General features: G+C 65.8%; 36 protein-coding genes and 2 tRNA genes. 28 read left to right on the plus strand and 10 right to left on the minus strand.

The window, feature by feature from the left end:
* Positions 1 to 12 precede the first annotated feature (12 nt).
* Genes AE618_RS18725 through AE618_RS18730 form a run of 3 tightly spaced genes read right to left on the minus strand, consistent with a single transcriptional unit; the run spans position 13 to position 1,216 of the window.
* A complete protein-coding gene (locus AE618_RS18725) occupies positions 13 to 660 on the minus strand; it encodes a hypothetical protein (protein ID WP_156330347.1) in 648 nt (215 codons plus the stop codon).
* Positions 653 to 829 (minus strand): hypothetical protein, encoded by a 177-nt coding sequence (locus AE618_RS28080; RefSeq protein ID WP_156330348.1) that lies wholly within the window; start codon positions 827 to 829, stop codon positions 653 to 655. Before AE618_RS28080 ends, AE618_RS18725 begins: the two co-directional genes overlap by 8 nt.
* Before the next feature lie 18 nt (positions 830 to 847).
* Positions 848 to 1,216 carry a hypothetical protein gene (locus AE618_RS18730; RefSeq protein ID WP_156330349.1) on the minus strand — a complete coding sequence of 123 codons (369 nt, stop codon included), beginning with the start codon at positions 1,214 to 1,216 and terminating at the stop codon, positions 848 to 850.
* A 142-nt stretch (positions 1,217 to 1,358) separates the two neighbouring features.
* Between AE618_RS18730 and AE618_RS18735 the strand changes: the two genes are divergently transcribed.
* Positions 1,359 to 1,640: a hypothetical protein gene (locus tag AE618_RS18735; protein ID WP_054210607.1), complete on the plus strand. Its 282-nt coding sequence runs from the start codon at positions 1,359 to 1,361 to the stop codon at positions 1,638 to 1,640.
* A gap of 12 nt (positions 1,641 to 1,652) precedes the next feature.
* On the opposite strand, the gene AE618_RS28085 is transcribed toward AE618_RS18735, so the two are convergent.
* Positions 1,653 to 1,799, minus strand: a complete 147-nt coding sequence (locus tag AE618_RS28085) for a hypothetical protein (RefSeq protein WP_210166465.1) — start codon at positions 1,797 to 1,799, stop codon at positions 1,653 to 1,655.
* A gap of 103 nt (positions 1,800 to 1,902) precedes the next feature.
* Between AE618_RS28085 and AE618_RS28090 the strand changes: the two genes are divergently transcribed.
* Positions 1,903 to 2,091, plus strand: coding sequence for a hypothetical protein (locus tag AE618_RS28090; protein WP_156330351.1), 189 nt, complete (start codon positions 1,903 to 1,905; stop codon positions 2,089 to 2,091).
* Positions 2,092 to 2,112: 21 nt separating this feature from the next.
* On the opposite strand, the gene AE618_RS18740 is transcribed toward AE618_RS28090, so the two are convergent.
* The gene (locus tag AE618_RS18740; protein WP_054210608.1) at positions 2,113 to 2,328 is read right to left on the minus strand and encodes a hypothetical protein; all 216 of its coding nucleotides are present in this window, start codon (positions 2,326 to 2,328) and stop codon (positions 2,113 to 2,115) included.
* Between the two features lie 96 nt (positions 2,329 to 2,424).
* On the opposite strand from AE618_RS18740, the gene AE618_RS18745 reads away from it, so the two are divergent.
* The 24 genes from AE618_RS18745 to AE618_RS18850 all read left to right on the plus strand — a co-directional run bounded on the left by AE618_RS18745 (position 2,425) and on the right by AE618_RS18850 (position 14,751).
* Positions 2,425 to 3,174, plus strand: coding sequence for a LexA family transcriptional regulator (locus AE618_RS18745; protein WP_054210609.1), 750 nt, complete (start codon positions 2,425 to 2,427; stop codon positions 3,172 to 3,174).
* Between the two features lie 449 nt (positions 3,175 to 3,623).
* Positions 3,624 to 4,190: a hypothetical protein gene (locus tag AE618_RS18750; RefSeq protein ID WP_054210610.1), complete on the plus strand. Its 567-nt coding sequence runs from the start codon at positions 3,624 to 3,626 to the stop codon at positions 4,188 to 4,190.
* Between the two features lie 5 nt (positions 4,191 to 4,195).
* The gene (locus AE618_RS18755) at positions 4,196 to 4,519 is read left to right on the plus strand and encodes a hypothetical protein (protein ID WP_156330352.1); all 324 of its coding nucleotides are present in this window, start codon (positions 4,196 to 4,198) and stop codon (positions 4,517 to 4,519) included.
* A gap of 5 nt (positions 4,520 to 4,524) precedes the next feature.
* On the plus strand, positions 4,525 to 4,758 hold the full coding sequence (locus tag AE618_RS18760; protein ID WP_054210612.1) for a hypothetical protein: 234 nt from the start codon (positions 4,525 to 4,527) through the stop codon (positions 4,756 to 4,758).
* Positions 4,755 to 4,955, plus strand: coding sequence for a hypothetical protein (locus tag AE618_RS28095; RefSeq protein ID WP_156330353.1), 201 nt, complete (start codon positions 4,755 to 4,757; stop codon positions 4,953 to 4,955). The genes AE618_RS18760 and AE618_RS28095 overlap by 4 nt, the downstream gene beginning before the upstream one ends.
* Entirely contained in the window at positions 4,952 to 5,215 is a 264-nt protein-coding gene (locus AE618_RS18765) for a hypothetical protein (protein ID WP_156330354.1), read from the plus strand. Before AE618_RS28095 ends, AE618_RS18765 begins: the two co-directional genes overlap by 4 nt.
* On the plus strand, positions 5,212 to 5,532 hold the full coding sequence (locus AE618_RS18770; protein ID WP_054210614.1) for a hypothetical protein: 321 nt from the start codon (positions 5,212 to 5,214) through the stop codon (positions 5,530 to 5,532). Before AE618_RS18765 ends, AE618_RS18770 begins: the two co-directional genes overlap by 4 nt.
* A gap of 20 nt (positions 5,533 to 5,552) precedes the next feature.
* The gene (locus AE618_RS18775; protein ID WP_054210615.1) at positions 5,553 to 6,281 is read left to right on the plus strand and encodes a pentapeptide repeat-containing protein; all 729 of its coding nucleotides are present in this window, start codon (positions 5,553 to 5,555) and stop codon (positions 6,279 to 6,281) included.
* Positions 6,278 to 6,430 carry a hypothetical protein gene (locus AE618_RS28100; protein WP_156330355.1) on the plus strand — a complete coding sequence of 51 codons (153 nt, stop codon included), beginning with the start codon at positions 6,278 to 6,280 and terminating at the stop codon, positions 6,428 to 6,430. The genes AE618_RS18775 and AE618_RS28100 overlap by 4 nt, the downstream gene beginning before the upstream one ends.
* Positions 6,430 to 6,657: a hypothetical protein gene (locus tag AE618_RS18780; protein ID WP_054210616.1), complete on the plus strand. Its 228-nt coding sequence runs from the start codon at positions 6,430 to 6,432 to the stop codon at positions 6,655 to 6,657. The genes AE618_RS28100 and AE618_RS18780 overlap by 1 nt, the downstream gene beginning before the upstream one ends.
* On the plus strand, positions 6,654 to 7,679 hold the full coding sequence (locus AE618_RS18785; RefSeq protein WP_054210617.1) for a hypothetical protein: 1,026 nt from the start codon (positions 6,654 to 6,656) through the stop codon (positions 7,677 to 7,679). Before AE618_RS18780 ends, AE618_RS18785 begins: the two co-directional genes overlap by 4 nt.
* A 31-nt stretch (positions 7,680 to 7,710) precedes the next feature.
* Positions 7,711 to 8,997 (plus strand): recombinase RecT, encoded by a 1,287-nt coding sequence (locus AE618_RS18790; RefSeq protein WP_054210618.1) that lies wholly within the window; start codon positions 7,711 to 7,713, stop codon positions 8,995 to 8,997.
* Positions 8,998 to 9,000: 3 nt separating this feature from the next.
* Positions 9,001 to 9,222, plus strand: coding sequence for a hypothetical protein (locus AE618_RS18795; RefSeq protein WP_054210619.1), 222 nt, complete (start codon positions 9,001 to 9,003; stop codon positions 9,220 to 9,222).
* Between the two features lie 3 nt (positions 9,223 to 9,225).
* Positions 9,226 to 9,675, plus strand: a complete 450-nt coding sequence (locus tag AE618_RS18800) for a hypothetical protein (RefSeq protein WP_054210620.1) — start codon at positions 9,226 to 9,228, stop codon at positions 9,673 to 9,675.
* Complete coding sequence (locus AE618_RS18805; RefSeq protein WP_054210621.1) at positions 9,672 to 10,034, plus strand: HNH endonuclease; 363 nt, start codon at positions 9,672 to 9,674, stop codon at positions 10,032 to 10,034. The genes AE618_RS18800 and AE618_RS18805 overlap by 4 nt, the downstream gene beginning before the upstream one ends.
* The gene (locus AE618_RS18810) at positions 10,031 to 10,279 is read left to right on the plus strand and encodes a DUF2188 domain-containing protein (RefSeq protein WP_197280828.1); all 249 of its coding nucleotides are present in this window, start codon (positions 10,031 to 10,033) and stop codon (positions 10,277 to 10,279) included. The genes AE618_RS18805 and AE618_RS18810 overlap by 4 nt, the downstream gene beginning before the upstream one ends.
* Positions 10,280 to 10,313: 34 nt before the next feature.
* Complete coding sequence (locus AE618_RS18815) at positions 10,314 to 10,682, plus strand: hypothetical protein (RefSeq protein WP_054210623.1); 369 nt, start codon at positions 10,314 to 10,316, stop codon at positions 10,680 to 10,682.
* Complete coding sequence (locus AE618_RS18820; RefSeq protein ID WP_054210624.1) at positions 10,682 to 10,948, plus strand: hypothetical protein; 267 nt, start codon at positions 10,682 to 10,684, stop codon at positions 10,946 to 10,948. The genes AE618_RS18815 and AE618_RS18820 overlap by 1 nt, the downstream gene beginning before the upstream one ends.
* Positions 10,945 to 11,487, plus strand: a complete 543-nt coding sequence (locus AE618_RS18825) for a 5' nucleotidase, NT5C type (RefSeq protein WP_156330357.1) — start codon at positions 10,945 to 10,947, stop codon at positions 11,485 to 11,487. Before AE618_RS18820 ends, AE618_RS18825 begins: the two co-directional genes overlap by 4 nt.
* A 14-nt stretch (positions 11,488 to 11,501) precedes the next feature.
* A complete protein-coding gene (locus AE618_RS18830; RefSeq protein ID WP_156330358.1) occupies positions 11,502 to 11,864 on the plus strand; it encodes a hypothetical protein in 363 nt (120 codons plus the stop codon).
* On the plus strand, positions 11,864 to 12,922 hold the full coding sequence (locus tag AE618_RS18835; RefSeq protein ID WP_054210626.1) for a DUF5131 family protein: 1,059 nt from the start codon (positions 11,864 to 11,866) through the stop codon (positions 12,920 to 12,922). The genes AE618_RS18830 and AE618_RS18835 overlap by 1 nt, the downstream gene beginning before the upstream one ends.
* A 5-nt stretch (positions 12,923 to 12,927) precedes the next feature.
* Positions 12,928 to 13,212: a hypothetical protein gene (locus AE618_RS18840; RefSeq protein WP_054210627.1), complete on the plus strand. Its 285-nt coding sequence runs from the start codon at positions 12,928 to 12,930 to the stop codon at positions 13,210 to 13,212.
* A 1-nt stretch (position 13,213) separates the two neighbouring features.
* A complete protein-coding gene (locus AE618_RS18845) occupies positions 13,214 to 13,492 on the plus strand; it encodes a hypothetical protein (protein ID WP_054210628.1) in 279 nt (92 codons plus the stop codon).
* 2 nt (positions 13,493 to 13,494) lie between these two features.
* Complete coding sequence (locus tag AE618_RS18850; protein ID WP_054210629.1) at positions 13,495 to 14,751, plus strand: hypothetical protein; 1,257 nt, start codon at positions 13,495 to 13,497, stop codon at positions 14,749 to 14,751.
* A 60-nt stretch (positions 14,752 to 14,811) separates the two neighbouring features.
* Here AE618_RS18850 and AE618_RS18855 read toward each other — a convergent pair.
* The 4 genes from AE618_RS18855 to AE618_RS18870 form a co-directional block, all read right to left on the minus strand.
* Positions 14,812 to 14,888: transfer RNA gene (locus tag AE618_RS18855), tRNA-Arg, on the minus strand.
* A 125-nt stretch (positions 14,889 to 15,013) separates the two neighbouring features.
* Positions 15,014 to 15,319 carry an ETC complex I subunit gene (locus AE618_RS18860; protein WP_054210630.1) on the minus strand — a complete coding sequence of 102 codons (306 nt, stop codon included), beginning with the start codon at positions 15,317 to 15,319 and terminating at the stop codon, positions 15,014 to 15,016.
* 84 nt (positions 15,320 to 15,403) lie between these two features.
* A tRNA-Pro gene (locus tag AE618_RS18865) sits at positions 15,404 to 15,480 on the minus strand.
* A gap of 89 nt (positions 15,481 to 15,569) precedes the next feature.
* Positions 15,570 to 16,082 carry a DUF192 domain-containing protein gene (locus AE618_RS18870; protein ID WP_054210689.1) on the minus strand — a complete coding sequence of 171 codons (513 nt, stop codon included), beginning with the start codon at positions 16,080 to 16,082 and terminating at the stop codon, positions 15,570 to 15,572.
* A gap of 214 nt (positions 16,083 to 16,296) precedes the next feature.
* Between AE618_RS18870 and AE618_RS18875 the strand changes: the two genes are divergently transcribed.
* A complete protein-coding gene (locus AE618_RS18875; RefSeq protein WP_156330359.1) occupies positions 16,297 to 18,129 on the plus strand; it encodes a hypothetical protein in 1,833 nt (610 codons plus the stop codon).
* A 104-nt stretch (positions 18,130 to 18,233) separates the two neighbouring features.
* Positions 18,234 to 18,845 (plus strand): CatB-related O-acetyltransferase, encoded by a 612-nt coding sequence (locus tag AE618_RS18880; protein WP_156330372.1) that lies wholly within the window; start codon positions 18,234 to 18,236, stop codon positions 18,843 to 18,845.
* Here the strand turns inward: AE618_RS18880 and AE618_RS18885 are convergent.
* Positions 18,817 to 19,863, minus strand: coding sequence for an acyltransferase family protein (locus AE618_RS18885; RefSeq protein WP_432704516.1), 1,047 nt, complete (start codon positions 19,861 to 19,863; stop codon positions 18,817 to 18,819). The genes AE618_RS18880 and AE618_RS18885 overlap by 29 nt on opposite strands.
* Positions 19,864 to 19,866 lie beyond the last annotated feature (3 nt).

Consider the following 19,866-nt stretch of genomic DNA (forward strand, 5'->3'; position numbering starts at 1 on the left):
AGCTGTCGGAGGTCAGTGGACGGCGGCGGCCTCGCGCTCTTCGTCCTTGCGGCGGAGGAAGGCGGGCCGGAGGTCGTCTTCATCGCCGGGCGGCGGCGGCGGGGCGGATGCCTCGGTCGTATCAGCCTCGGTGGTCGCCGCCTTCTTGCCGCTGCGCGTGGGCTTGCCGGCGCCGTCGGCCAGAGCGGGGATGTCGAGAGCCTTGCCAGCCTTCTTGCGGTTCGCCGACTGCGTCAGGTTGGCTTCGAAGCGCTTGAGCGATTCATCGTGCGGCAGGCCGCCGGGCGCGGTGTTCAGGTTCGGATCGGGTTCGGCGCCGGCGGGATCGCCCTCGCCTTCGTCGCCTTCCGCCGCAGCGTTCGCCATGTCGGCCAAATTCCCGACATGGCCTTTCTCGCCGACCTCCTCCATGAAGATTTCGAGCGCCTGCTGGCAGTGCGCCGCCGTGTCGAGCGCGCGGATTTCGTTGTTGCCGTGGATCTTCAGCAGCGATTCCAGCAGCGCCATCGCCTTCGGGTTGCCGTTGCCGGCCTCGTAGAACGACTTCTTCCGGTCCTTGACCGGGGCATGGAGCTGCGTGGCCTTGTCCTTGGCTCTCAGGCTTTCTCGCGCGATGGCGAGCATCTGCGCTGGGGATGGGAGCTTCGTCGCGTCACTCATGGCTGTCTCCTGGGGTTGGCTTCGGGGCGGCGGGGTTGAGATCGGACGCGCGCTTGTGGCAGTGCTGCGCCCGCGCGGTGTGGCGCTGGCTACGACGCAGGGCGCGCCGCGCGAGGCGGGCGAACATCGCGCTGGCGAAGGCATAGACAGTGGCGAGAAGGCCCCGCATGGCCTCTCCTTTCGGGGTTCACGCGCCGAGCGCGTCGAGTTGTTCTTGGATGCGTCGTTGCTGGTCGCGGAGTTCGCGCAGGGCCTCATCCCGCGCGGCTTCGTCCAGCCATTTTGGTGCCTTGGGGTACACAGCGGCCAAGAACGCAGGCCCGTACTGTAAAATCATCCGGCCGAAGGTCATGACGTTCGGTGTCGAGCACCGTTCCATCATCTTCTGCACCGTGTCGGCAGAGCATCCGAGATCAGCCGCGACGTTCTCTGCCGTCTTTGTTGGATACCGCTGGCGAAGGAATCCGATGATCCGTTCGGCCTTGGCGATTCTCTCAGCGACATCTGTCTGACCCGAGCCGGACATTTGTCGGCTCAAACGGGAGGACTGTCTCATCTGCATCTCCGATAGTGGGGACACAGACGGAGCGGCCTGAGCGGGGCGCACGTCGGAAGGCTTCCGGGAGACGCGGGCGGCAACCCGACCTCCCCCAGATTGCGAGGATCGAAACGATGGATGGGGATGCGCGAGGGCCACCATGTCAGACACCCTCACGAGGCGAGGACAGGGGCAGACGGTCGATGAGGGGCTGGTCCTGACGATGCTGGAGACCATGCGGCGCAGCGTCATCGCCCTGGCGAGCCGAGGCGCGATCCGACGAGACGACATCACCCTGCTGGTCGGCGGGGCTTTGTCCGTCACGGCACATGGGAGAGGTCGCGCGCTTCATCTCAAGCTCGACCAGATCGAGGAAGACGGCTATCGCGCGGCGCGGGAGTTTCAGGCGACGATGCCGAGCCCGCACGAAGATGACGAGTGACGGCAATCCGCATCACGCCACCACCAGGTTCGCGCCAACGGCCATCGCGGACCAGATCAGCGCGTTGAGGCCGAGGGCGAGGGAAAGCGCGTCGTCCTTCGCGAACGCCGCCGGGGCCACCGCCACAACCGCAATGCAGGTCAGGACCGTCGCCATCATGAGAGCACCGCGAAGGCAATGATCAGCACTGCGAGCGCCAGACCCGCAGCAGCAGCGAACATGCGGAAGGGCGAGCGGCAAGGGGCTTCAAGGAGAACACCGCGTGTCAGATACGTCGGCGTCTCGCCTTCATAGCCCCCATGAACCAGCACAGGACGCCCTGTTTTTGCTTCGTCTGTCGGTTGGGGAAGATCAGCACCTGACGTTGAAGATGAGCCACCGCGAACTGCTGCGCTGGATCGGCCAGATGCAGGCGCAAGCCGCAGAGCACCATCGACGACATGCAAACTGAGGCGGCGGGAAAACTGGCGCATCACGCGGGAACCCGGCTGGCTTCTGCGATGAAGCGCCTGATCTGCACGGCCTTTTCGAGCGTGACGGACCCCTTCCCTCGGATGGAGCCCTCACCTCGCAGGCGCGCCGTCAGCTTGCCGTCGTTCACGGCCTTGCGCCCGAATGTGCTCTCCGCCATCCCGGTTTGTGCCAGGAAGGCTTCGATCTCGATCAACAGCTTCTGAGTTTCGCTCATGGCGATTGGTATAATGGGCAAATGCCCGCCGCGTCAATGGGCATGATGGGCAAAAGTCATATTGACGATGGGCAGGGAAGCGGGCGGTTTCCCAGCATGGCGATCGACTGGCGAAAACGACTGACCGACGAGCTGCAGAGGCAGGGTCGCGACATGAAGGAGGTCTCGCTGAAAGCGGACCTCGGGGAGACCTATATCCGTGACGCCCTGAAGCGCGGGCGCGGTGGCAAGGTCGAGAACCTGCAGAAGATCGCGAAGGCGCTCGGCAAGCCTGAGAATTGGCTGATCGGCGGGCCGTTGGTTGCCAGCTTCGATCCCGACGAACCCGATCCCCTCGCCCAACATGGCGATGACCGGCCTGACGCCGCGCCGCACAAGGCCGATTTCCCGCGTGACGCGATGATTGAGCTTTCGCCGCGCGGCGGAGCGGGGAATGGCGAGATCGCCGCCACAGCTCTGACCCGCGAGATCGATGGGGTTTCCGAAGTCGACGCGATCCGGCCGGATTACTGGCGATTCCCGCAGCGGTTCTTGAACGAAACCCTTCGGCGATCCGCGACCGCGCTCATCGTCATCGAGTGCGAGGGTGACAGCATGAAGCCGACGCTGGCGCCTGGTGAACGGGTTTGGGTGGATACCAGCCACCGCATCCCGTCACCGGACGGCATCTATGCGCTGCGGGACCGCTTCGACAACATCATCGTCAAGCGGGTCCAGCTCGACGAAACCGGCGAAAACCCGATGCTGCTGATCATTTCCGACAACGACATGCACCCGACATCGCGGCGCGGGCTCGACGAGGTCCACATCGTCGGGAAGGTCGTCGGCGGGTTCAGGATGCTCTGACCGGCCTCGCGTGAGGGCTGGGCTGACGGGGCCTAGTTTTCTCCGAAGCGCCGCCAGAAAGGACCGAGCCAGGTTTGCGCCCCGGCTTCGATCAACGTCGATCCTAAAAAAAATCGTGCCGGCATGCGTCAGCATGCCCCGCCGGAGGCAACCCAGCCGCTATAGCCGGGAAGCGTCGAGTGTAGAGGAACTACACTGGTATAAGGTTTCTAGCCGTATCCCACGCGAGCGCATCACGCGCGTCGGATAGACTTGCGCGCGCGGGGGTTATCGCCCTCCCCAGATTTCCAGCATCGGCAAGCCTGAAATGCGATGGGCAAGCTGGGCTCACGAAAATAAAATGGGCAAATGCCCTTGTGCCCATTGACGATGGGCAAATGCCCGTTGTAGTGTTTGCCCATCGAACGGGGCGGCCTTCACCGACCTCCCCGCAGAACGAGGGGATCGAGATGAGCACGACAGAGACCAATCCGACCGCCGCCCTGACGACCGCAGTCCGCGAGATGCACGCGTTGAATGCCGATCTGGCGCAGCATCGTGAAGCCGCCGCCAAGCGCGACGCCGAGCTGACCAAAGCCATTGCCGATCGCCGCCGCGTCCTCGAACTGAGCGCTGACGGCATCGACATGGCCATGGTCGAGATCGCCAAGGGCATCGTCTTCGTCCGGGGCACCTACGCCAAGGCCGGGCAGGACCGGGCCAGCGCGCTGCATGACGCGATCAAGCAGATGGCAACCGGCACGCCGATCCGCGAGCACTACGGCGATCTCTGGCGCGTCGCCTTCGGAACGAAGAGCTACGACGCTTGGCACGGCCAGCGCTGCGATTGCGAATACGGCTATGGCCCCCGCCACGGTAGCATCATCTTTCAGGTCGGGCTCACCTATGCTGTTCGGAAGGACCGCAAGCATGCGGACCTGACGCCGGCTGAGATCGAAGCTGCCGTCTACTATCTCACCAATCTGGAGCGCATCCAGACGGCCGAACAGCGCGCCGCCACCCCAGTCTCGGCGTGATGGCGATGGCGACCTACAGCTACAGCCACTTCATCGAGATCGGCCGGGTCGAGGTCGAGTTGGTCATCAGCTACGGCGTCGAGCCGGGGTTCGCTGGCGACCGGATCGACCCGCCTTACCCCGCATCGGTCGAGGTCCAGAAGGTCGAGGTCAAGCTTCCGAAGGGTGGCGTCGAGGCCGCGCCGGAATGGCTGTTCGACCTGATCGCGGCCGACGACGGGCTTTGCGAGGACATGCTGAACGACGCAGACGACGGGGCTCCCGATTGGGACGCGATCCGCGACATGCGCCGTGACGACGCCATCACCTTCCCTCACGCAGCGGAGTGACCGCCATGCACGCGACCAAGCTCGAAAGCTTCAACATCTGGATCAGCTACGCGCTGTCCGACCTCGCCCGTCTTGCTGATCGCGATGCGCCCATGGCTCGCGGGATCGGCCTCGACATGGTGATGGCCTCGCTTCGCCACGCCCTGCGCCGCGCCAACGAAATGCGCGACGCCGCCCGCAAGGCTCTGTGCTTCCGGCTGATGAACCGGCTCCGCGCTGAACTGCGGAGGGCGTCATGAGCGCGGTCAAAAAACAGTCTTGCCGGCTCTGTGCCGGGTCCGGCCAAATGGTGGTGATGCGCTCTTGGTTCCACGCCGACGGCTACCGGCGCATCCGCTGCGGCATCTGCCACGGCAGCGGAGAGAGCTCGTATCGGCCCGGCGCTGAATGGGTGCGATCGCAATCGGCTTTGCGCGCCAAGGCGGTGCGGTCATGAGCCTCACCAACAAGTTCCAGGCGCTTCGCGTCAAGCTCGCGCACGCCATCGCACCGCCGCTGGCCCCGTCATCTGACAATACCCACCGCTACGTCGCGGTCAGATTCTACCCGCCCGGTGTCCCGCCACAAGTCGTCGTGTTCGACCGGGAGAACGCTGAGCACTGTGCCGCATGGGACGAGAACAGCCGGTTCTACCGCTCTCAGATCATCGCAAGCGGCGGTGACCATGAAGCCATGAAAGGGATGGAAACGCCATGAGCCGCGTCCTCTGGGTTCCCGCTGTCGATCACGCCGAAGCGGAAAGCATTGCCGCCGGCGTCGGATCGGGCCGGCTCGGCCATATCGAGCACTACCTGTCGCCGGAAGCAGCGGGCCGCGTCGCCGACCATCTGAACCGGGTCGCGATCAAGCACCGCATCGACATCAGGCGCTCCGTCTTCCGCGTCGAACAGCGCGCCGGTGATGACGGTTGGATCTGGGTCGCCCGCATCGTGGACGCCATCGGCGCGGCTGCTGCGGCCATCCTGATCGTCTGCGTCGGCCCCTACGCAGTCGGCTTCGCAACCCTGATCTGACCCCACCGAAGGACTTTGCCATGATCAAATTCGACGTGTTCAGCCGGTGGACGGGTAGCGTCCAGTTCACGGCCGAGATCGATTGCGACGAGAGCGAGCCACGAAGCGTCAAGCTTGGGCTCGCCGTGAAGTGGGCTTTCCGAACGGGAGCCAGCCTCGACGGAGCCAGCCTCGTCGGAGCCAGCCTCGTCGGAGCCCGCCTCGACGGAGCCCGCCTCGACGGAGCCAGCCTCGTCGGAGCCCGCCTCGTCGGAGCCCGCCTCGACGGAGCCCGCCTCGACGGAGCCAGCCTCGTCGGAGCCCGCCTCGTCGGAGCCCGCCTCGACGGAGCCAGCCTCGTCGGAGCCAGCCTCGACGGAGCCAGCCTCGACGGAGCCAGCCTCGACGGAGCCAGCCTCGACAAGCGCACGCTGCGCTCCTTCAAGGCCGATATGTGGATGATCATGGCCGGCGCACGAGCCGAAATCCCCGGCCTGATTGCCGCCCTCAAGGAAGGGCGCGTGGACGGCCGGGTCTATGAGGGCGACTGCGCTTGCCTCGTCGGCACGATCGCGAACATCAGGCATGTTTCTGTCGACACGCTAGAGCGCGATAGCACCCGCCCGGCAGAGCAGTGGTTCATGATGATCCGCAAGGGCGACAAGCCTGGCGATAAGTCGGGAGGCGGCTTCGCAGCGTCCATGGCTCTCGAATGGGCCGAGGAATTCGCCGCGCTGATCCCCACGTCTGATGAGCCCGTGCCGGCATGAGCGCGTGGTGGCTGGTCCCGATCTTCGCCATTGCCGCAGGGCTCGCTCTCTACGCCTTCGGCCGCGCGCTCTACCCGCACCCGATCAACTGGGATGTCGAGCCAGATCGGTCGAGCCCCGAAGACCGCGCGCGACGGAGCCAGGTCTGATGATCCGCCGCCTCGCCCGCACCGCGCTCGCTTCCTTCACCGCATGGCGCCACCGCCGCCGCGTCGCGAAGGCTGACCCCGAGATCGCGCGTCTTGCCCGCCTCGCATCAGACCGCGCGGCCAAGCACCGCAAGGCAGAGCCCATCCGCCGTGAACTCCGCGCCCGCGTCATCGCCAACCTCGCCCGTGAGCAGGGCGTCACACTCGCAGATCGGAAATCATCATGAGCCAAGCAGCAATCGCCCCTCGGAAGGATTTCGACTGGTGGCGCGCGGCCGTCAACGGCAATCGCGGCGATCTCACCATCGGCGAATGCGAGTGCGGCTACTATGCGGAGAAGAACCGCATCCCGGTTGCGATCACCCGCGAGGACGATGGATCGCTCAAGGCGTGGATCGGCACGAAGGCGGACCTCCGCACGGTCGTCGCTGATGCCAGCTTCGCGGAGACGCGGTTCTCCTTCTTCTGCACGAAGCCTGTCGCCTATGACCACTACAAGGCGGCGTTCGACGGCAAGGGCTGGCCTTGGGAGGTTCCCGACCCGGCCGCCAACGACACCGACGCGAACCCGCGCGCTGTGGCCGGCAACAATGAGCCGCCCGAGGTGATGGCCCCGGATCAGGAGGTCGCCCGCAACGTCGCCGCCCTCGAAAAGCAGGTGAAGGCTTGGCTCGAGGAAATCGGCGGCAAGCCCACGACGAAAGTGCAGGCCGATCTCGTCGCCAACTATCGCGAGAAGTTCCTGGCATTCGAGAACGAGGCCGAGACCAAGCGCAAGGCGGAGAAGAAGCCGCATTGGGACGCTGGCGTCGCAGTCGATGCGAAGTGGGCCCCCATCGTCGACGGCGCCAAGACGCTCAAGGTCCAGCTTTGGGACATCGGGCAGGCCTACATCAAGGCGGAGAATGCCCGGCTGGCGGCGGAAGCCCGCTCCGAGAATGATCGCCTTGCCGAGGCCGCCAAGGTCGCGAAGGCCCTCAACCCCGAAGCTCCGCCCGTCGAGGTCGCGCCGGTTGTCGCGCAGACCGTCACCATCGGCACCGTGCGGCAGGTTAGCGAGCGCAAGGTCGCCGGCTTGGTCGAGGTCGCAGACGACGCCGCATTTGCGGCCTTCCTCGCTGCCGAGGGCGATCCCGACCTCAAGGCCTGCCTGCTCAAGGTCGCCCGCGCGAAGGTGAAGGCGAACGTCGCCCACCTGCCCGGCGTCACCATCGACGGCAAGCCGCGCGTCGCCGCCACCGCCGCCTGATCACACCCGCCCTCACCCGGAGCCCGCTCGCATGAACGCCCAATCGCCATCGACCGCCCTGACGAATGTCCAGCCCGCTCATCCCAACGTGGCGGCGCTGGCGGCCGGCTCAGTCATGGCGATCGTCCCGCAGACGTTCGATGACGTCTATCGGTTCGCTCAGGTGCTCTCCCGGAGCGGCCTCGTGCCCTATGGCATGGACACGCCGGAGAAGGTGTCCGTCGCCATCCTGACCGGGCTGGAGATCGGCGTGAAGCCAATGCAGGCCGTGCAGGGCATCGCCGTGATCAATGGCGCCCCGCGCATCTGGGGCGACCTCGCCTTGGCCGTCGTGCGCGGATCGGGCCAGCTCGAAAAGTTCAGCGAAAAACTGATCGGTACGCCGCCTGCGGATTGGCCGGTGCCGAAGGCCGATGAGCGTGAATACAAGGCCGTCTGCATCGTCAAGCGCCGCGGCGAAGACGAGGTCGTCAAGGAATACTCGATCGCCGATGCGATGGTGGCAAAGCTCTGGAACAAGTCTGGGCCGAAGGGTCCCACGCCTTGGGTGACGAGCCCGAAGCGGATGCTTGCGATGCGCGCCCGCGCTTTCGCGCTGCGCGACGCCTTCACCGACATATTGAAGGGCATGCCGATCGCCGAGGAGATGATCGGCGACGAAGCCGATGATGCCGAGTTCCGCGCAGTCGCTGATCGCGGCCCTCCGCCGCCCCCGCCCGAAGCTATCGAAGACGCGACGATCATTTCCGAGACCGCTGCCCCGGAAGCCCCCCCGAAGGCAGCGCAGGACGCCGGAGCATTGCCCAGCAATCCCGCTGAGAGTGCTCCGGCGTCCACTGGGGAGCCTGAGATCGATCCCGAGGAAGTGCTGACGAACCTCGCCGACATGCTCGCGCTGGCGCCGACAGAGGACGCGGTGCTTGAGGGCTATCAGCATCTGGACGTCGAGGCCGAGCTGTCCGGTTTCGAGGGCGACTTCATCGCCAGGGCGCGAGCCATCCGCGACAAGCATCTTGCGCGCGTTGCGCCGGCCGCCGATCCGGAGCCGTCCCCATTGGAGGGAGCCGCACCGCCACCACCGCCGTCTGACGATGTGCCGGCCGTCTCCGACCCCGACATCAGCACGCCGGAAAGCTACGAGGCTACGCTGGTCGCGAAGCTCGCCGCCGCCGGCAATGCCGAGCAATACGAGGCCGTCCGGGCATGGTGGGGAACGACGCGCCCGCATCGTCAGGACGTGCTCGGCATCAAGGACCACGGCGACATCGCCCGGCTGCAAGGTCACTTCGGCGACCGCAAGCAAGCGCTGGGGCTCTGACCGATGGCAAAGCGCTGGACGGTCAAGGACGACAAGTTCCTTCACGCCTACTTCGACGCGGTCGGCGACTATGTCGGGACGCATGACCTTGGGCGTCCTGTCGGCGCGGCCAAGCGGCGCGCGGAGTTCTTGAAGCGCTCTGGCGCTTGGGCGGCTCTCGACCGGGCCGAGGCTGCGGAGATCGAGTTCCGCAAGCTTGCCGGCCATCCGGTTGTGGAGGGCTGACCGATGGCATCGCGCGGGCAACTGGTGGCGAAAGTCGTCGACGGTCGACTTGAGCCCGCCGCATGGGCTGATCGTCAGGCGATTGCAGCAGCCGAGGAAGGCTGCCTGTTCACCCTGACGAAGTACCGCCCGCGCTCCGATGCGCAGAACCGCTACCTGCATGCCTTGCTCGGCAAGGCTGCCGACAATGCTCCCGAGCCTTGGACGATCGAAAAGCTCAAGGGCCAGATCAAGCTTCGCCACGGTTGGTTTGAAGGCGCTCGCGTCGAGGTCGACGGCTCCTGCTTCGTCGCACTTCGCTCGACCTCTGACTTCACGCTGGAGGAGATGAAGACGTTCTGCGACCAGGCCGAGGAGTTCATCCTGACCGAGGTCTGCCCTGGCATGGACCTGTCGCTTCTGCGGAAGGAAGCGGAGGCCGAGATCGCCCCGGCGCGGCAGGTGCGGTCATGACCCGATCCGTCCCCGAATGGATCGGCAAGACCGACGACGCCAAGGTGCCGCCGCGCGTGCGTGCCCGCATATTCGATGCCTGCGGCGGTGTTTGCCACCTCTCGGGCCGCGTGATCGCCGAGGGCGAGCCGTGGGAACTCGACCACGTCATCGCGCTGGTGAACGGCGGCGAGCATCGCGAATCCAATCTCCGGCCGGCGCTGCGCGACAAGCACCGCAAGAAGACCGCCGAGGACGTCCGCGAGAAATCGCAGATCAGACGCACTCGCAAGGGCGCGCTCGGCATCAAGAAGTCCCGGACGATCACCGCATGGCGCGGGTTCGACGGTCGCATCATCAGGAAGGGCAGAGAACGATGAGCCCCTACACCCCGTTTTGGATGGTCTACGGCACCGGACAAAGCGCACCGACCGTCCGCCACAAGACCCGCGAGAGCGCCGTCAAAGAGGCAAAGCGGCTGGCCCGGCACAACCACGACGTCGAGTTCTTCGTGCTGGAGGCGACGCACCACGTCGTGAAGCGCGACGTCGACGTCACCCTGATCGATCCCGATTTTGCGGAGATCGTCACCGGTCACCCCGGCGGCGACGACATCCCGTTCTGATGACCCCGCGATTCCAGAAGAGAGGCGAACGGACATGAGCGCGCTCGAAACCTTCCTCGCCACGACGAAGCGCATCGAGGCGCTGATAACGAACGCTGCGAATGCGCGCCGCATTCCAGATCGGCAGGCGTCGATCGCGAAGTCGGTTCGCATCGATACTCCTTCATGGACTGTTCCGGCAGAGCAAGAGTTAGCCTATGCCGCCGCCGAAGCTCTGCGCGGCCGCCTTGTCGCTGATTATCAGGCTGCGGGCGAGCAACGGCGCGATTCAATTCTTGTTGAGGTCGCCGCCGAACTGCACGCCCTCCGCGCCATCCTTCCGCAGCAAGCCGCAGCGGTCGCCATCGATCTCGGCCAACAGGCCAGGATGCTCCAGCACGAAGCACAGGGAGGGACGGTCTGATGCCGAAGGATTTTGTCAGGGACGGATATTCCTTCCGTCATATCGATCGTGGCTTCCCCGTGACGCCTGTCGTTGGGGTTTATCCGAAAGGGAGCCGCAACATCGCGTGGGGCTATGTCGCGACGCTCTACCCGGGGTCTGACGGTAAGTCATGGGCAATCGAAATCGGCGGTCCTGACGACGACACGCGTCGGTTCGATGCGCGCCCGTCCTTCGATGAGGCCTGTAACCTCGCGATCGCTGAACTGTCGCAGGTGGCGGCATGAGAACCCGCCTCTATCTCGACCTCGACGGCGTGATGGCCGACTTCGACGCGCACTTCCCGGCGGTGTTCGGGCTCGACCATCGCAGCATGGCTGACGATGCCATGTGGGCGACGATCAACGCGCACCCGAGCTATTTCCGCGATATGCCACCCTGCCCGGGCGCGGTCGAGTTCTTCCGGGAGATCGCGCACCTCGAGCCGATCGTGCTCACCGCCTGCCCGCGCACCAACTATGCCAACGCGGCGACACAGAAGCGGGCGTGGGTCTATGAGCATCTCGGCTGGCACGTCACCGTGCTCCCGGTCATGGGCGGCCACAACAAGCCGCTGTTCATGCATGCGCGCGGCGACATTCTGATCGACGACTTCGAGAAGAACACGCGGGCATGGGATGCGGCTGGCGGCATGTCGATCCTGCATCGTGATTTCGCCGGCACGCGGCTGCAACTGCAGACGTACATTGCCATCGTCGAATCGAAGGCCCGCAAGGCGCGCGACACCGCTCGCCGCGCGCACGAAGCCGGGTGGGACGCGGCATGAACGCCCCCATAACCGTGCCCGTCATCGACATCACGGACGGCTGGACCATCGACGAGGTCAAGACGATAGCCGATTGCGATAGGGCGGAAATCTGCCTGACCGTGGCAATTGCCGAGATCGAGGCGCAGTTGGCCACTGACAAAGCCGCAGGCGGCGCACGCGGCGCCGACTGGCTCGCCCGCACGATCAAGGCCCGCCGCTACCGCAAGCTTGCCCTGCAGAAGGTCCAGCATCGCCGCGGCGAGATCAACCGTGCCGCCCGCGCGCAAGCCGGGGAAGACCACGACCGCCTTCTCCTCAATTTCCTCCGTACTGACTTCCCCGACCAGTTCCAGGCTGCCGCCGCGAAGGTCAATGCCATGAGAAAGGGAGCGTGATGTCGAACATCGAGTGGACTGAGGCGACTTGGAATCCCATCGTCGGGTGCAGCGTCGTCAGCCCCGGCTGCACCAACTGCTATGCGATGACGATGGCGGCCCGGCTCGAGGCCATGGCCACCCTGCCCCAATACACGGGCACGACGCGCAGGACCAAGGCCGGCCCGGTCTGGACCGGCAAACTCGCGCTCGCGCCGGAGGCCACGCTGCTGGCGCCGCTGCGCCGGCGCAAGCCGACCACCTATTTCGTCAACAGCATGGGCGACCTGTTTCACGAGGACGTGGCGGACGACTGGATCGACCGCGTCTTCGCCGTGATGGCGCTGACCCCGCAGCACACCTACCAGATACTGACGAAGCGCAGCGCGCGGATGCGGGCTTATCTCACAGACCCCGATCTCAACGATCGCCTCAGCGCGGCGCTCGGCTGCATGCTCGACGGCGAGTGGATATGGAACGAAGGCGAACGGTTCCGCCCCGCGATAGAGAAGATGATCAGCATCTTTCTCGGCATGGAATCGGACGACGACGGTGGCGTCGTCTATCACGACGATCCGATGCCCCTCCCAAACGTCTGGCTCGGCGTCTCGGCCGAGGACCAGCGCCGCGCCGAAGAGCGCATTCCCGATCTGCTGGCGACGCCGGCCGCGATCCGCTTCGTCAGCGCCGAGCCGCTTCTGGGGCCGATCGATTTCCAGAGCCTGAATCTGCTCCGCTACTTCAAGGTCGAGAACCCACTGCACCCGAACTGGCCCCGCAACGTCTTCGACGCCCTGCGCGGAAAGTCAGACATCCACCTGATCCATAATGCCGCGCCCGACTGGGCGAAGCTCGACTGGGTCATCGTCGGCGGAGAGAGCGGCGCAGGTGCGCGCCCCATGGAAGACGCATGGGCCGAGAGCATCGTCGAACAGTGCGCAGCCGCCGGCACAGCCGTCTTCGTCAAGCAGATGGGCGGCCCGGTGAAGTCGCGGATGCGTCCGATCCCCGCGCTCTTGATGGTGCGGCAGTTCCCCGGCGACGGCCTTGCCAACCGCCCCGTCTGCGAGGAGGCTTGAGCACGATGATTTGCAGCCGATGCCACACCCAGACCGTGACATGGCGCGGACCTCTCACCGATCTGACGCATACCGAGTGCTCGCACTGCGGCGGCGTGAACTGCCAAGAGGTCGAGGACGACTTCGACCACGATCCCGGCGATTGCTGCCCGAACTGCTGCGGCGACGGCGTGGTCTATTCGTGCTTCGACGAGTGCGCCTGCGTCGATCCTGAAAGCGGCTGCGACGAGTGCGAGCGCGTCTGCGACTGGTGCAAGCCGCGCCCCGCTCCCGCCAAGGCGGAGGCCTGACATGCCGCGCGCGCTTCCCGCCAGGTATCCGCCCCACGGCGCATGGCCGGCGATGATGCGCGCCGATCTGACGGCTGCGTTCTTCGACTGCAGAGACACCAAGGAGCTGTCCGTCCGCGTCACCAGCGGCGACATCCCGCCACCATGCGGGTCCATCGGAAAGGGCCGCTCGAAGGAGCCGGTCTGGACGATCGACTATTGCCGGGCTTTCATTGCCCGGCGGTACGACCTGGGCGCGACGACGCGCGAAGAGGTCGATGACCTGGCAGACATGGTGTGACGATGATCCGCAAGAAGCCGCGCTACACGAATCGGAAATGGCTCACCGGCGCAAAGCGATGGGCCTATTATTTCACAGTGCCGAGTTGGGCGCGGGAGCGCGGCTGCACGGTCGAGGACAAGGCGCTCGGGATGGAGCGTGATGCTGCCTACGACTATGCCGAGACCGTGCTGCTGCCACAGTTCGATTCATGGCGCACCGCCGGCCTGTCGGATCTGACCGAGGTCCGCGGCGCCGTCGGCACGTTCGATTGGATGGTCGCCACCTTCAAGGCCGACAAGAAGTACCGCAAGCTCAGCGACGGCCAGAAGCGCAACCACGAGCGCGGCTTCGACATGGTCGCGAACTATGTGCTGACCAATGGGCGCCGCGTCGGTTCGCTGCCGGTCGCCAGCATCAGCACGAAGATGGCAGACCGGCTGCTCGAGAAGCTGGGCGTCGTCATCGAGCAGGATGACGAGGGCAACCCGGTCGAGCGCGAGCGGAAGACGACGGTCAACCACGCGATGAAGTCCTGCCGGCGCGCCTGGAATGTCGTCTACCGCGCCGAGCCGACGATCGTGCCGAAGTCGAATCCGTTCTCGAAGATGGGGCTAGACGAATCGTCCGTCGCTTCGGTGAACGCGACCTATGAGCAGCTTCAAGCCTTCGTCCACTGCTGCGACGGGAACCTGCGGCGCTCGATCGGGACGGCCGCCATGGTGGCCTGGGAATGGCTGCAGCGCGAGGAGCACATCTTCGGCGCGTTCTCGGTCGGCCACTATCGATCGAAGGAGCGGCCCGACGACGTCCTGATCGTTCACCCGAAGACCGGCGTCGAGGTCTGGTGGCCGCTGTTCGATCCGGAGCAGTCCGGCCGAGTGCCGCTCTTCCCCGAGCTCATGGCGCGGCTGGATGCCATCAAGACCACGCGCATCGGCGGCCTGATGATCGTGCGCGACTGGAAGGACGCCAAGGCCGGCGTGCCTGTGGCCTGGCCGACTGGCAACAAGGGCGACCTCACCTATCTCCGCCATGAGACGAAGCGGCTGATCAGGATGGCCGGCATGCCCGACAACCTGTCGTTCTCGTCGTTCCGGCACGGTGGTCTGACCGAGGGCGGCGATGCCGACATGACCGATCGCGAGATCCTGGCACAGTCCGCTCAGAAGAGCCCGAAGGTGCTACCGCGCTACGTCAAGAAGACGATGAAGCAGGTCGCCAACGGAGCCCGAAAACGACGGGCCAGCCGAACAGACGGCGGCCAGATGTCAGAATGAGCAGCAGCATGCGTGTCAGAATGAAGAACTCCAGATCAGGAAATTCCTCAATGTTTAGAATGGCGAGCCCGGCTGGATTCGAACCAGCGACCAGCAGCTTAGAAGGCTGCTGCTCTATCCATCTGAGCTACGGGCCCGAAAGCAAGGGCCAAAGCCCCTGCCGATCTCTGCAAGGCGCAGGCTGAAGCCTGCGCCTGTCTCGTCAAAAGCGGAGGCGTGATCGCCTTCGCCTGTCCCAAAAACGTCAGTGCGTCCCAAAAATTCAGTGCGTCCACTGCCCCAGACGCGAGAACTTGAAATTGTCGGCATAGGCGATCGCGCGGCGCGCGGGCTCGTTGGGCTGCTCGACGCGATAGGGGATGCCGTTGCGCGTCGCATAGGCGACGGCCTCCGCCTCGCTGTCGAACCAGAGCTTGAGCTGGCTCTTCATGTCGCCCGACGAGGTCCAGCCCATCAGCGGCTCGATCTGGCGCGGCTGCTCCGGCTCGTATTCGAGAAGCCAACGCTCGGTCTTGGCGGTGCCGGACTGCATGGCCGTACGGGCTGGGCGGTAGATGCGTGCGGTCATGGCTCTCGCTTTGCCCTCACCTGATATCCTGGCCAGAGACCAGTGGCCGGCCCGCTCGCGCGGACCCTCGTGAAACGCCCGGAATGGTCGGGGCACCAGGATTCGAACCTGGGACCCTCTGCTCCCAAAGCAGATGCGCTACCGGGCTGCGCTATACCCCGACTTGGTCATTCCACGCGTTGCGGTTCGCTATCACGTCCCCCACCTATGCCGCAAGCGAAAGCCCGCGGAGGCAGCGATTGATCAGCCGTCAGCGCTTGAACAGCGCATGCTCGACCCTGTCGCCGGGCTTGATGCCGAGCGTCTTGCTGACGCCGCCATTGATCTCCAGCACCGACAGCACCGGCTCGCCGGAGGGAATCGTGCGCTGCGACAGCGGCTCGGTGTTCTCGGCGATGCGCGCGATCGTGCCGTCGGCGCGGATGAACAGCATGTCGAGCGGGATGAAGGTGTTCTCCATCCACATCGCCACGGGTTCGACGCGGGCGAAGTCGAACAGCATCCCCCGATCGGCCGGCATGTAGCGCCGGTGCATCAGGCCCCTCGCCCGCTGCTCCCCGGTCCGCATCACCTCGACCTGGAAGGCGTGGCGCTTGTCGCCGCTGACAATCGACAGCGTCTCCAGCGCCGACGCCGCCTGCCCGGCCGGGGCGGCCTGGACCAGCCGAAGCGGCTGCGAGACCGCAGGCACCGGCGATACGAAGCCGGCCGCGAGCATGATGCCGGCCGCCGCGAGACAGCCAGCGAGAGAACGGGTCTTCATCTGCCGATTCTTGTTCTGCCGATTCTTGGCCCGCATCGGTTTCAGCTCCACGGTGTTGCCTCCTTCCAACCTATGATGGCGGCGATGGCTCATCTGCGGCAGATACCAGCCAAGGCGGCATATCGGTCAAGCCTTTCGTCAGCATGGGCCTCGCTGCCGTCTTTCCTTCAAGGCTGGCTTGCGGCAGGGTCGCCGCCACAAACAGGAGACCAAGATGACCGCTCCGCGCCTTCACCGATACGCTCCGTCCGTTGCAGCCTTGCTCTTGACGGGCTTCGCGCTGGCTTGCCCGGCCGCCGCGGCCGATTTCGAGATCGACGCCCTGAATCTGAATGTCGGCCCGCTCGTCGTGTCCGCCTCGAAGGTCGCGGTCAAGGGATCGCCGCTGGATCGAGCGGCCTTCATGGCTCTTGCCGATGGCGGCAGTGACAGCGCGGCGGCGCGGCTGAAGCAATTGAACGCAGCCGAGATCACCGCAGCCGAATTGGTCTATGAGTTCACGTTCGGCGCCGAGAAGCAGGTCACGCGCTATCGCGACGTTCGCCTGGGCGACATCCGCGAAGGCAGGATCGGTCGAGGCGAGACGCCCAGCGGCACATTCGAGAGCTCGGGCGGGACCTATCCGAGCAAGGGCGTCATCGGCCAGAGCAACGGCGAGAACATCGATCTGCGGCAGATGGCGCGGGTCTTCACCGAGCGAGCCGCGCCCGGTTCCAACGAACCCATGACCGTCATCGTCGGGCGGTTCGAACAGGCCTCGCAAAGCTTCGACATGGGCACGATCGGCAAGATGTCGATGGGCAGGTCCAGCATGCGGGACGTTTCGGCGAAGGTCGGCGCCACGCCGCTCAGCGAGGTGCTGGGCGAAATCGCCGACAAGGCGCGTGCGTTGGAGAAGAGCGGCGCGGCGCCTAAAGACAAGCCGGATGCAGCCGAGATCGAGACGAGCAAGCGTGTCGGCCTGTCGGTCCTGTCCCTGTTCGACAGCGTCGATCTCGGCAGTGGCGAGATGCGCGACTTCACGCTCTCCGGTATCGTTCCTCCCGACGTCGAGCAGCCCAAGAGCGGCGCGGCGCCGCAACGAATCGAAGTCAAGATTTCTCGCATCGCCAATGGCGATTTTGCGCCCGGCAAGTCTGGCTATGTCGTCGAAGGGCTTCAGTTCGCCGGTGGCGGCGCCAAGGGCCTGATCGATTCGATCAGTTATTCCGGCTACTCCTTCTCGAGCATGGTCAAGGCTTTGCAGGAGGATCTCGCCAAGCCGCTTGCCAATCTCGACGCGATCGAATGGCGCCGCTACGTCCCCACCATCGGCACGATCCGGCTGACGGGCCTGTCCGTCGATGCGCCTCCGATGCTGCCGAGCAGCGAGCCGATCAAGATCGCGCTGGGCACCTTCGAATTGAAGGCCGGCGAACAGCTGAACGGCATTCCGACCAGCCTCGCCTTGACCATCGACAAGCTCGTCGCCCCGATCACCGAAGGCGCGGGCAACCCTGCCGCGCGCGACATGATCGCAATGGGCATCCGCTCGCTGGACCTCTCCGCCAAGCTCGATCTCGCCTGGGACGCGGTGCGCAATGAACTCGCCATCCGCCAGATCGCGTTCGGCGGCGAGGGCCTGGCACGGTTCAACCTCTCCGGCACGCTCGGAAACGTCACCAAGGATCTGTTCGCCAGCGACATCGCGCTCGCGCAGGTCGCGGCATTGGGCGCCACCGCGCGCGGCCTCAACGCCAGGCTGGAGAATTTCGGGCTGGTGGAGAAGCTGATCGCCAACGAGGCTCGCAAGGCCGGCCGCAAGCCGGAGGAGCTGCGCCAGCAATTCGCGATGATCGCGAGCCTCGGCCTCGCCTCGATCCTCGGCCCGTCCGACGCAGCCAAGACGCTGACCGCGGCCGTGGCGCGTTTCGCCGCCAAGCCCGGCACGCTGACGGTCGAGGCCAGCGCGAAATCGGCCAGCGGGCTCGGCCTCGCCGACGTCATCGCGATCACCGACCCGACTGAGATCCTCGACAAGATCGATCTCAAGGCCCAGGCACAGTGAGGGGTGCGAGCGATCCGGCGGTCGCCCTGCCGCCGGAGGACGCGAACTGGCGACCGTCACCGCTCGTCTCCTGGTGGGCAGGTCTGGCGCCGGTGGCGAACGGCCTGCTGCGGAAGCGCATCAACCCCTTCAACCAGACGCGTCTGCATCTGGCGAAGCTGATCGCGCGGCGCCCGCAGCAGATCGCCGTCGGTGCCTGGACCTATGGCCGGCCGAAGATCCGCTTCCCGGAAAGCGGCGCGAAGCTGACGATCGGCCGCTACGGCTCGATCGCCGACGGCGTCGAGATCCTGCTCGGCGGCAACCATCGCACCGACTGGGCCACGACCTATCCCTTCCCGGCGCTGGGCGATCTCTGGCCCGCGGCCGCCGGTATCGACGGTAGCCACTCGACCCGCGGCGATGTCGCGATCGGCCATGATGTCTGGCTGGGATCGCAATGCATGGTGCTGTCGGGCGTCACGATCGGAACCGGCGCCGTGGTCGCGGCGCGTGCGATCGTCACGCGCGACGTGCCGCCTTACGCCATCGTCGCCGGCAACCCGGCCAGGGTGCTGCGGCTGCGCTTCGACGAGGAGAGGATCGCGGCCCTGCTCGCGACGCGTTGGTGGGAGCTTCCGGCCGAGACGATCACCGCGCTGCTGCCACTGCTGATGTCCGAGCGGGTCGACGAACTCATCGCTGCGATCAGGAGCCGCGCAGCAGCCGGCGCTTGAGCGCGAGCGCCGGCTTCTCGACGGCATGCCAGGACAGGAAGGCCACGGCGAGCGTCACCAGCAACGCCGGCCAGAACAGCGCGAAGGCGCCCATCGCGGGCAACAGGGCATGGGCGGCTTGCTGCACCGGCCAGCCATAGAGATAGACGCCATAGGAGAGGTCGGCCGGCGGCTCGCTGCGCCATCGCGTCAGGGCGGGCGCGAGCGCCAGCACGATCACGCCCCAGGCCGTGACCAGATAAAGCGCGGCCTTGTAGAGCGGCGTCGACGACAGCAGCGCGACCGCGACCAGCGCCAGTGCGAGGCCTGGGAGAGAGAGCGTCACCCGGCAGCGGAACAGGTAGATCAGCCCACCGGCCACAAAGATCAGCGGCAGGCGCAGCGCGGTCTCGACGCCCTTGGCGCCGTCGGGCGTCACGACTTCGCGCAGAACCACAGCCAGCAACAGCAGCCCGGCCATCGCCAGGGCCAGGCGCGGTCGCCCGAGCAGGCCGGCGAGCCCCGCCACCAGCACGCCGAGATAGCACAGGGTCTCGTATTTCAGCGTCCAGACCGTACCCATCGGCGAACGCAGCGGATTATCCTCGAACACACCCGGCAGGACGGTCGCGCTCTTGAAGGTGGTGAGCGTGCCGGTGATGAAGCGCAAGAGCTGCGGATCGGCGAGATAGCTGCGCAGGTCGAGCCGGGTCATCGCCGAGCCGAGCAGGAGCGCGACGACGAGCGTCGCCGCGATCAGCCCGGGCGCGATCCGCAATGTCCGCGCCAGCACGTAGTCGCGCCAGCCGCGCCGGTCGTAGCTCATCGTCACCAGGAAGCCGGAGATAGCGAAGAAGCCGTTCACGGCATGCTCGCCCAGCGTGAAGCCGGTTGTCTGGAACCAGGGCTCGTCCTCGACGCGGCCCGTGGCGACGCTGAAGGCGTGCGAGACCACGACGGCCAGTGCCAGCAACAGGCGCAGCAGGCCGAAATTATTGTAACGGCCGGCCATCGCATCCGCGACGCTGATCGCGCGCAGGCC

It is taken from the genome of Allobosea vaviloviae, assembly GCF_001298265.1.
GTDB lineage: Bacteria > Pseudomonadota > Alphaproteobacteria > Rhizobiales > Beijerinckiaceae > Allobosea > Allobosea vaviloviae_B.